General features: G+C 50.4%; 12 protein-coding genes. 3 read left to right on the top strand and 9 right to left on the bottom strand.

Annotation, left to right across the window (positions count from 1 at the left end):
* Positions 1-284: 284 nt before the first annotated feature.
* The gene (locus ACYVG7_RS11855; protein ID WP_460883312.1) at positions 285-692 is read left to right on the top strand and encodes an H-NS family histone-like protein; all 408 of its coding nucleotides are present in this window, start codon (positions 285-287) and stop codon (positions 690-692) included.
* Positions 693-749: 57 nt separating this feature from the next.
* Positions 750-1,358, top strand: a complete 609-nt coding sequence (rrtA, locus tag ACYVG7_RS11850; RefSeq protein WP_460883311.1) for a rhombosortase — start codon at positions 750-752, stop codon at positions 1,356-1,358.
* 5 nt (positions 1,359-1,363) lie between these two features.
* Here rrtA and pyrF read toward each other — a convergent pair whose 3' ends face one another.
* From pyrF to cmk, 6 genes are all read right to left on the bottom strand, one after another.
* A complete protein-coding gene (pyrF, locus tag ACYVG7_RS11845; RefSeq protein ID WP_460883310.1) occupies positions 1,364-2,074 on the bottom strand; it encodes an orotidine-5'-phosphate decarboxylase in 711 nt (236 codons plus the stop codon).
* A gap of 11 nt (positions 2,075-2,085) precedes the next feature.
* Positions 2,086-3,249, bottom strand: coding sequence for a lipopolysaccharide assembly protein LapB (gene lapB, locus ACYVG7_RS11840; protein ID WP_460883309.1), 1,164 nt, complete (start codon positions 3,247-3,249; stop codon positions 2,086-2,088).
* Positions 3,249-3,554 carry a LapA family protein gene (locus ACYVG7_RS11835; protein WP_460883308.1) on the bottom strand — a complete coding sequence of 102 codons (306 nt, stop codon included), beginning with the start codon at positions 3,552-3,554 and terminating at the stop codon, positions 3,249-3,251. Before ACYVG7_RS11835 ends, lapB begins: the two co-directional genes overlap by 1 nt.
* Before the next feature lie 52 nt (positions 3,555-3,606).
* Entirely contained in the window at positions 3,607-3,894 is a 288-nt protein-coding gene (locus ACYVG7_RS11830; RefSeq protein WP_460883307.1) for an integration host factor subunit beta, read from the bottom strand.
* Positions 3,895-3,977: 83 nt separating this feature from the next.
* Complete coding sequence (gene rpsA, locus ACYVG7_RS11825; protein WP_460883313.1) at positions 3,978-5,648, bottom strand: 30S ribosomal protein S1; 1,671 nt, start codon at positions 5,646-5,648, stop codon at positions 3,978-3,980.
* A 110-nt stretch (positions 5,649-5,758) separates the two neighbouring features.
* Positions 5,759-6,448: a (d)CMP kinase gene (gene cmk, locus ACYVG7_RS11820; protein WP_460883306.1), complete on the bottom strand. Its 690-nt coding sequence runs from the start codon at positions 6,446-6,448 to the stop codon at positions 5,759-5,761.
* Positions 6,449-6,746: 298 nt separating this feature from the next.
* Here cmk and ribA point away from each other — a divergent pair, with 298 nt between their 5' ends.
* The gene (ribA, locus tag ACYVG7_RS11815) at positions 6,747-7,364 is read left to right on the top strand and encodes a GTP cyclohydrolase II (protein WP_460883305.1); all 618 of its coding nucleotides are present in this window, start codon (positions 6,747-6,749) and stop codon (positions 7,362-7,364) included.
* 83 nt (positions 7,365-7,447) lie between these two features.
* Here the strand turns inward: ribA and ACYVG7_RS11810 are convergent, their stop codons facing one another.
* From ACYVG7_RS11810 to ACYVG7_RS11800, 3 genes are all read right to left on the bottom strand, one after another.
* Positions 7,448-8,197, bottom strand: a complete 750-nt coding sequence (locus tag ACYVG7_RS11810; RefSeq protein ID WP_460883304.1) for an amino acid ABC transporter ATP-binding protein — start codon at positions 8,195-8,197, stop codon at positions 7,448-7,450.
* 10 nt (positions 8,198-8,207) lie between these two features.
* Positions 8,208-9,305, bottom strand: coding sequence for an amino acid ABC transporter permease (locus ACYVG7_RS11805; RefSeq protein ID WP_460883303.1), 1,098 nt, complete (start codon positions 9,303-9,305; stop codon positions 8,208-8,210).
* A 2-nt stretch (positions 9,306-9,307) separates the two neighbouring features.
* On the bottom strand, positions 9,308-9,710 hold a 403-nt coding region (locus tag ACYVG7_RS11800), incomplete at its 5' end, for an ABC transporter permease subunit (RefSeq protein WP_460883302.1).

The following is a 9,710-nucleotide window of genomic DNA, read 5'->3' as shown; positions in this document are numbered from 1 at the left end:
TACTTCCTGGATCATGCCGCCCCGTTCCCCGGTAATGGACATGGGCTTATGCAACTGGAGCGAAATTAGGATCAGCTATTTAGCTTATGTCCCAGGATGGACAGTTAACATCCATATCCAGCAGGTGAATTGGCACTTATAGTGAAACCAGATGAAACAACGCAATTGATTATGTATCAACAGCAACCGCATGTCTCACCGCGTAAAATATTATCCATATATATATTGCATTATTATTTTAACCCCACAATAATTACTTCAAATCCCGTCAACCGAGAACAAACATGACCGATTTCCTGAAAGTTTTACTTAATATTCGTAGCTTGCGGGCCGTGGCTCGTGACTTGACACTGGAGCAACTCGAAGAAGGTCTTGCCAAATTGACCTCGGTGGTTGAAGAGCGCCGGGCAAATGAAGCCGAAGATCGTAAATCCCGTGAGGAACGCGAGCGCAAAATTTCTGAATATATGAACATGCTGCGCGCGGATGGTATTGACCCTGCCGAACTGTTCCCGGTCGGAGCATCTACCGCTGGCGAAAAAGTAAACAAGCGGGCACCACGCCCGGCCAAGTATCAATATATCGATGAAAATGGCGAACATCGCACCTGGACTGGCCAAGGCCGTCAACCCGTCGCGATCCGTAAAGCGATTGCAGAACAAGGCAAAACACTGGACGATTTCCTGATCTAATCCTGCCACAATAAAACAGGGGGCGCGGCCCCCTATTTTATTTCTCATGGGCTAGCGATGACACACCAATATCTCCGCAAAATAATTCCGCTGTTCCCCCTGTTTACCGTTTGTCTATTGGCATCCATCGCGCAACTTGTCGCGGCAGCACTGCCCCTCGCCTATGACAGAGTGGCCATCCTTCAAGGCGAATGGTGGCGTCTGCTCACGGGGGGCTGGTTGCATCATAATCTGAATCACCTGCTGATGAATCTGCTCGCCTGGGGCTTGATCTACTTGCTGCTGCCGCAATGCCTAGCGGGTTACCGAAGTGTCTGGGTTCTGATCCTGCAGGTAGCGCTAGTCGATACTTTCTTGTTGGTGCTAGTGCCCACGACCCATTTCTACTGGGGTCTTTCCGGTGCTTTGCATGGGCTGTTTGCCATCGGTGCACTGCTGATGATTCAACAACGGGACCGTCAGGGCTGGTGGTGGTTACTCGGGCTGTTGGCCAAACTGGGATGTGATCTGTTGCGTACGGACAGTTTAACCACTGAGCTGATTGGCACCCGAGTACATGTCGAGTCTCATATCATAGGTGCCATCAGTGGCGTGCTGACCGGGTTGTTGCTTTTACTATGGTATCGTCGAGGTGCTAAAGAGCCGACAAAACCGTCGGCTCTTTAGCGGTATTACGCAGCAACAAGCGATTGATTGATAGCCGCCAAGGTCGCGGCCGGATCAACCGCTTGGGTGATGGGACGGCCAATCACCAGATAATCGGAGCCTTGCGCGCAGGCCTCAGCGGGGGTTAACACGCGGCGTTGATCGCCCAGTTCCGAACCCACAGGACGGATGCCCGGCGTGACCAGCTTGAACTCTGCGCCCAGATGCTGCTTGAGCAATGAGGCTTCCTGAGCCGAGCAGACGACACCATCCAGTCCGGCTTGCTGCGTCAATGTCGCTAAGCGCAGAACCTGATCCTGCAAGGAGCCGGCAACCCCGGCTTGTTGGAGTTCATCCTGCTCCATGCTGGTCAGAACCGTCACGGCGATCAGCAGCGGCGCCTTGTCACCGTAGTCGGCTAACGCTTGCTTTGCCGCTGCCATCATGCGTAAACCACCACAGGCATGAACATTCACCATCCAGACCCCTAACTCGGCACTGGCCGCAACCGCTTTGGCAACGGTATTGGGAATATCATGAAATTTTAGATCCAAAAATACGTCAAACCCCTGGGCGACCAAACTCCTGACGAACTCAGGCCCAAATAAGGTAAACATCTCTTTGCCGACTTTCAGGCGACATAAGGCGGGAGAGACCCGCGCGACAAATGCCATGGCATCCGCTTTATTGGCATAATCCAGAGCGACGATGACTTTAGATCCTTGACGTTCTTGCATGAAAACTCCCACTACTCTCCATCCAAACCGCGGATGGGTTTAATACTGGCCCACTGTTTACACGATGGGCACTGCCAGAAGATGACCTTTGTGGAAAATCCACAGCGCTGACATCGATAATTGGGTTTCATCGATATCTGTTTTTCCACCAAATTTTTCAGCAGCGAAATACTTTCTTTGGCCTGCGTACTATCCAGCTCTGCTAATCGATAATCCATCAAGCGGGAAAATGCACGCATGGTGGGATTACGCTTGAGCTCTTTTAAAATTAACTGCTCTGCTTCAACAACACCTTGCTCCGCGTGCGTTAAATCGGCCAACGCCAAGGCAATACTGGTTGATGAAGATTGTTCAAGCCACTTCAATAAGATGGCTTTATAACGCGGATCTGAGATCGGGAAACAACGTTGCAGCAGTGGGAGCGCCTCGGAGACAAAATCAGGGTCTTTATCTCCGATCAGTACCAATATATCCGCAGCGAGACTCTTGTCGTTCTGTTTGAGGTAAATATCGGCAAGAGCAAGCGAGGCTCGAATACAATTTTCATCGACGCTGATGGCTTTTTTCAAGTAGCCAATTGAGCGTTTATCCCCCGCGTCTGGTGACTCTTGTGCGGCTAATTCACAGTAGAAATTGGCCAGCGGCGGCAGGATCTTATCCCCTAGCTTCTTACGACTACGGGTGGCGACAGAAATTGCCTTTTCCCAATCCCGCATCTGCTGATAAACACCAATCAGTAACGCCGCCGCTTCTTCTTCATGCTCATCGTGACGAACTAACTCACTCAGAATATTTTCCGCGCGGTCGAGTAGACCGGCAGCGATAAAATCACGGGCAAGTTCCAGCATGGATAGATTGCGTTGGTCAAACGTCAGACTAGGTCTGGCAATTAGATTTTGGTGAATACGAATGGCGCGATCCACTTCGCCTCGCTGACGAAACAGATTGCCTAATGCCAGATGAGTTTCCAGTGTCTCATCGTCGACTTGCAGCAGTTCAATAAATAAATCAACTGCCTTATCGGGTTGTTCAGAGAGGAGAAAGTTAATACCGGCAACGTAATTGCGCGACAATTTGTGGCTCGATTGCTGATTATCCAGCCGCGCACCACGTTGTCCCATATACCAGCCATAAGCAGCGGCAACGGGTAATAAGAGAAAAAGAAGCTCGAGCATTAATTATTCACTGACGACTCAGCAACACCGGTAGTGGCTTCGAGTCGATCACGTTCAGCTCCCAGACGGGTAACTTGCTTTTTGAGTTGGCGGATTTGTATACGACTTCGGAGCAGCCCCCACGAACATAACAGCGCACAGACGGCAAAACCGGCGGAGAACCAGACCACCATTAAGGAAGAGAGCCGAAACTCATCTTGGGCAATTAGATAATTGAATTTCACATAGAGGCCATTCTCAGCCCCCAAGGTCAATGCCAAGGCAACAACAATGGCAAGAGCGATCACGCTAAATAAGGCTCGCACTGATACCCCCAAGACGGACAAACAAGTGGCACCCGAAGCGGGTCATGCATGCTCACGCAATACTTTCATTGACGCGCTCACGAAGCTCTTTCCCGGGTTTGAAATGGGGAACAGATTTTCCTAATAATTCCACTTTTTCACCGGTCTTCGGGTTGCGGCCTACTCGCGGTGCACGATAGTGCAATGAAAAACTGCCAAAACCCCGAATTTCAATCCGATCGCCACTTTGCAAGGTAATAGCCATCTGCTCCAGAATTTCCCGAATAGCGACTTCCACATCTTTTGATGAGAGATGCAGGTACTTGGCAGAGAGTCGTTCAATCAGATCGGACTTAGTCATAAGGCACTCCTTGAGGGATCCATGCTATTTCAAACATATAAAAAGGGCGGTCTAGACCGCCCTTCTTTGCTTCCTAAGGGAGATTACTCGCCCTTGGCAGCCTTGAACGCTTCAGCCATGGCGCTGCTGAAACCAACTTCTTCTTGTTGGTTCAGGTTTTCCATAACAGCCTTCTCATCAGCTTCGTCCTTGGCACGGACAGACAGGCTAACGGTACGGTTCTTACGGTCAACACCCATGAACTTGGCTTCAACTTCGTCACCGACAGACATCACCAGAGTGGCGTCTTCAATACGGTCACGCGAGGCATCGGAGGCACGAATGTAGCCTTCTACGCCTTCTTCCAGGTCAATGGTGGCACCCTTGGCATCAACGGCAGTCACTTTGCCCTTAACGATAGCACCTTTCTTGTTATCAGACAGGTACTTATTGAAAGGATCTTCTTCGATCTGCTTCACACCCAGGGAGATGCGCTCACGCTCTGGATCGACTTGCAGAACAACGGCGGAGATCTCGTCACCCTTCTTGAACTCGCGAACTGCGTCTTCACCAGAAGCATTCCAGGAGATGTCAGACAGGTGAACCAGACCGTCAATGCCGCCGTCCAGGCCGATGAAGATACCGAAGTCAGTGATAGACTTGATCTTACCGGAGACGCGGTCACCCTTGGCATGAGTTTCAGCAAACAGCTGCCACGGGTTGGACTTGCACTGCTTCAGACCCAGGGAGATACGACGACGTTCTTCGTCAATATCCAGAACCATGACTTCAACGGTGTCGCCAACGTTCACAACCTTAGACGGGTGAATGTTCTTGTTGGTCCAATCCATTTCGGATACGTGAACCAGACCTTCCACGCCTTCTTCGATTTCAACGAAGCAGCCATAATCGGTCAGATTGGTTACGCGACCAGTCAGGCGGGCGCCTTCTGGGTAACGCTTGGCGATAGCAACCCACGGATCTTCACCCAGTTGCTTCAGACCCAGAGATACACGAGTACGCTCACGGTCAAACTTCAGGACCTTAACAGCGATTTCGTCGCCAACATTGACGATTTCGGAAGGATGCTTAACGCGCTTCCAAGCCATGTCAGTGATGTGCAGCAGGCCGTCAACACCACCCAGATCTACGAATGCACCGTAGTCGGTCAGGTTCTTGACGATACCCTTAACTTCTTGGCCTTCTTGCAGATTGGCCAACAGGCTATCACGCTCAGAGGTGTTCTCGGTTTCGATCACAGCACGACGGGAAACAACAACGTTGTTGCGCTTCTGGTCCAGCTTGATAACTTTGAACTCAAGCTCTTTGCCTTCCAGGTGAGCGGTGTCGCGTACCGGGCGCACGTCTACCAGAGAACCAGGCAGGAAGGCACGAATGGTGTTCACTTCGACCGTGAAGCCACCCTTTACCTTGCCGTTGATCAGACCAATTACGGTGGCCTGTTCTTCGTAGGCCTTTTCCAGTTGCAGCCAAGCTTCGTGACGCTTAGCCTTCTCACGGGACAGCTGAGTCTCACCGAAACCGTCTTCTACGGAGTCCAGAGCTACGTCAACGATGTCACCAACGTTGATTTCCAGTTCGCCAACAGCGTTCTTGAACTGTTCAACTGGAATAGCAGATTCAGACTTCAGACCAGCGTCAACCAGGACAAAGCCGTTCGCGATGGAAACGACAGTACCCTTAACAATGGCACCAGGACGGGTTTCGAGTTGTTTCAGAGACTCTTCAAAGAGTTGAGCAAAAGATTCAGTCATGTGTTTGATAACTTGAGAGTAAATAACATCCACCCGGCAATCCGGCCAGAGCGGGGTTGTTCAAATTCGCCTATGCCATTCCTTGGTACAGACGTATCTCCATCCGCGCTTTACGCCCGGATTTCAATTCTTTGCATCACGTGTTGCAGAATCGTCTCTACAACCGTGTCGATATCCATCGCAGTAGAATCCACAACCAGCGCATCAGGAGCAGGCCGCAAAGGCGCCACAGCTCTGTTACGATCGCGGTCGTCACGCTCTTGGATCTCGACTAAAAGGCGATCAAAATTAACATCAAATCCCTTTTCCTGCAACTGCTTGAGCCGTCTGTGAGCCCTTTCTTCCGCGCTGGCATCCAGGAAAATTTTAGCCTCGGCATCAGGGAAAACCACAGTGCCCATATCGCGACCATCGGCAATCAGGCCAGGAGCTTGACGAAAGGCGCGTTGGCGGCGTAACAACGCCTCACGAACCCGAGGAAAGGCCGCGACTTTACTGGCTGCATTACCAATCTCTTCGGTCCGAATGGCGCCTGCAACCTCTTCACCTTCCAGAATGACGCGAACGCCGTCAGGTCCGGGCAAAAAACTGACATCCAGATGACTGGCCAGCGGAACCAGGTCATCCTCATGATCCAGAGCGACATCATGGTGTAGTGCAGCTAACGCCAAGACACGGTAAATGGCACCAGAATCCAGCAATGGCCAGCCCAATCGCTCGGCAAGACGTTGACAGACAGTCCCCTTACCGGCACCGCTTGGGCCATCAATCGTAATCACGGGAGTGATCATCTCCGCCATCAAAACTCTCCACTTTTTAATAGGTTAACAACCACAACCCCGCGCATATGGCATCACAGGTATCTCGGGGTTACGGGCACAATTTCTGGTGTCGAATTATACCCAATTCGCCCTCGGCAAGATACCCGAAGCCAATTCCGAGTAACAAAGTCAGCTATTTCTGGATGCTTCTAGCCGACAGCGGTTGCCAATCAGGGAGAAATCAGGCGAAAATCGCGAAGTGGATCAAATTTTTATGGCTGGCTAATCAAGCCTATGCTTCAAACCAACGCATTGAGTTGTGCGTAAGAGGAAATAAATGAGCAGTGTTTCCCTGATTGCATCGTCCAAGCTCCCCACACCCTGGGGTACATTCACACTGGTCGGATTTAAAGAAACCGCTTCGGGTAAAGATCATGCCGCTCTGGTCATGGGCGATATCACAACACCCGAGCCAGTTCTGGGTCGCATTCATTCCGAATGCCTGACCGGAGACGCCCTCTTCAGCTTGCGTTGTGATTGCGGGTTTCAACTTCAAGCCGCCATGCAACGAATTGCGCAAGAACAACGCGGCGTCTTGCTCTATGTCCGCCAGGAAGGGCGTGGGATTGGTCTGCTGAACAAGATCCACGCGTACAATCTCCAGGATCAAGGTGCAGATACCGTGGATGCCAACGTGGCCCTTGGATTTGCGGCCGATATGCGGGATTACACCATCTGCGCGGATATGCTCAAGTTGCTGGGTGTGTCGTCATTACGCTTGATGACCAACAATCCCAGAAAACTCAACGCCATGGAAAAAATGGGCATCCATATTGCTGAACGCGTGCCTCTGCAAGAGGGGAAAAACCCCTTCAACGAATTCTATCTGGAAACCAAAGCCGGCAAACTTGGGCATATGCTGAAGGCCGAAGACGATCAGCCAACACAAGGCTAAATAGATCAGGCCATCGCTATTTACGTGGGAATAACCCATATTACCGAAATGAAAAGGCGCCCAATGGCGCCTTTTTTTATTAATTAATGCTGCAGGATCTGGCTAAGGAATAGTTTACTGCGTTCGGATTGTGGATTATTAAAGAATTCATCGGGCGTATTTTCTTCAACAATTTGTCCACGGTCCATAAATATCACGCGATCGGCGACCTGTTTAGCAAAGCCCATCTCATGGGTCACACACAACATGGTCATCCCCTCGCCCGCCAGCTCGACCATAACATCCAATACTTCACGAACCATTTCCGGATCCAGTGCCGAGGTCGGCTCATCAAATAACATTATCTGTGGATTCATGCACAAGCTACGCGCGATGGCGACACGTTGTTGCTGTCCACCGGAGAGTTGGCCGGGGTATTTCAAGGCCTGCTCTGGAATTTTAACGCGCTGCAGATATTTCATCGCGGTGGCTTCGGCCTCGGCACGGGGAATTTTCTTCACCCAAATGGGCGCCAGACAACAATTTTCCAGCACCGTCAGGTGAGGGAACAAGTTGAAATGTTGGAACACCATACCCACATCACGACGCACAGATTCAATATTCTTGATGTCATGCGTTAACGGGGTACCTTTGACAATAATATCCCCTTTTTGATGCTCTTCGAGGCGATTAATACAGCGGATCATTGTCGATTTCCCTGATCCAGAAGGACCACAAATAACAATTTTCTCCCCTTTCCCGACCTTCAAATTAACATTTTTCAGGACATGAAATTCACCGTACCATTTGTTCACGTCGTTCAGCTCAACCACGACTTCCTGTTTGTTGTTCATGCTTGGTTCCTTAATGCTTGTGTCCGGTGTGCAGCTGGCGTTCCAGATACTGGGAATAGCGCGACATGCCGAAACAGAAAATCCAGAAAATCAGGGCGATAAATACGTAAGCTTCGACGGAGTAACCCAACCAGTTCGGATCTGATAGACCCGCTTTACCTACGGCCAGCAAGTCGAATAAACCGATGATCGTCACCAGACTGGTATCTTTAAACAGTGCAATGAACGTATTCACAATCGATGGAATCGTGATTTTCAATGCCTGGGGCAGAATAACCAACCCCATAGATCGCCAGTAGCTTAAACCCAAAGCTTCCGCGGCTTCATATTGGCCTTTCGGTATTGCCTGCAATCCGCCGCGAATCACTTCAGCCATATAAGCAGACTGGAACAAAATGATACCGATCAGGGCGCGTAACAATTTATCCAGTTCGACCTGAGCTGAAAGGAATAATGGCAACATGACCGAAGCCATAAACAGTACGGTAATTAATGGAACCGCACGCCAAAATTCAATAAATACAACGCTGATACTATTCACCACCGGCATGCTGGAGCGACGCCCCAACGCCAGAATAATCCCGATGGGTAATGCTGCCACTATGCCGACCAAAGCCAGTACCAGCGTCAGCATCAAACCGCCCCAGTAGTGGGTTTCTACAGAAGCCAGGCCCAAGATGCCACCGCGCAACAACCACAGAGCCAGCCATGGAAACAATCCGAAGAAACTCAGGGCGAACCATTTTTTACCGGGTATCCCCTTGATCATTAAGGCTGCCATCTGCAATGCGCACAGTGCAAACATCAGATCGACGCGCCACCGCTCACCATCCGGATAAAATCCGTAAATGAACTGAGAGAAGCGAACGTTAATAAAAACCCAGCAGGCACCACCGGAATCACATTGTTCTCGCTGATCACCGACCCAATCCGCCTGGATAAAAGCCCACTGCACCAGATGCCAGAAAGGCGGTATCAAGGTATAGAGCAATGCCAGAGTCAGCAGACTATTGGTCCAGCTGGAAAAAAGATTTTTCCGGCACCAGGCCAGTGGACCAATTTTGTGCTCTGGCAATGACTGCGCAATTTGTTCAGGATAAACAGCCATAATTAACGCTCCACCAAAGCCATTTTGCGATTATATGCATTCATCAGGAACGAAGTAGAAATACTGATGGTTAAATAGACGGCCATTGTCATGGCAGTCACTTCAATCGCCTGCCCCGTTTGATTCAAGGTAGTCCCCATAAATACCGAAACCAGATCCGGGTAGCCAATAGCAGTCGCCAGCGATGAATTTTTGGTCAAATTCAAATATTGGCTGGTAAGCGGTGGAATAATAACCCGTAAGGCCTGAGGTATAACGATGAGTCGCAACGATTGACTGCGGCTCAAACTTAATGCATCAGCCGCTTCAGTCTGGCCTTTACTCGGCGCTGTTCCCTTTACGTGTTGTTGACTATTTTCACCCCACCCGATAACCAGGATTTTGCACTGTTGGGCTCTTGGTTGT

The sequence above is a fragment of the Pseudaeromonas pectinilytica genome (assembly GCF_054780855.1).
The sequence above is the reverse complement of the archived record's forward strand: the minus strand, read 5'-3'. Positions and strand labels throughout refer to the sequence as shown.

What these genes read in the sequence shown, in the direction of transcription:
- rpsA (WP_460883313.1), bottom strand. Translation starts at nt 5,648, where the DNA reads ATGACTGAATCTTTTGCTCAACTCTTTGAAGAGTCTCTGAAACAACTC.
- pyrF (WP_460883310.1), bottom strand. Translation starts at nt 2,074, where the DNA reads ATGCAAGAACGTCAAGGATCTAAAGTCATCGTCGCTCTGGATTATGCC.
- ribA (WP_460883305.1), top strand. Translation starts at nt 6,747, where the DNA reads ATGAGCAGTGTTTCCCTGATTGCATCGTCCAAGCTCCCCACACCCTGG.
- rrtA (WP_460883311.1), top strand. Translation starts at nt 750, where the DNA reads ATGACACACCAATATCTCCGCAAAATAATTCCGCTGTTCCCCCTGTTT.
- cmk (WP_460883306.1), bottom strand. Translation starts at nt 6,448, where the DNA reads ATGGCGGAGATGATCACTCCCGTGATTACGATTGATGGCCCAAGCGGT.
- ACYVG7_RS11830 (WP_460883307.1), bottom strand. Translation starts at nt 3,894, where the DNA reads ATGACTAAGTCCGATCTGATTGAACGACTCTCTGCCAAGTACCTGCAT.
- lapB (WP_460883309.1), bottom strand. Translation starts at nt 3,249, where the DNA reads ATGCTCGAGCTTCTTTTTCTCTTATTACCCGTTGCCGCTGCTTATGGC.
- ACYVG7_RS11855 (WP_460883312.1), top strand. Translation starts at nt 285, where the DNA reads ATGACCGATTTCCTGAAAGTTTTACTTAATATTCGTAGCTTGCGGGCC.
- ACYVG7_RS11810 (WP_460883304.1), bottom strand. Translation starts at nt 8,197, where the DNA reads ATGAACAACAAACAGGAAGTCGTGGTTGAGCTGAACGACGTGAACAAA.
- ACYVG7_RS11805 (WP_460883303.1), bottom strand. Translation starts at nt 9,305, where the DNA reads ATGGCTGTTTATCCTGAACAAATTGCGCAGTCATTGCCAGAGCACAAA.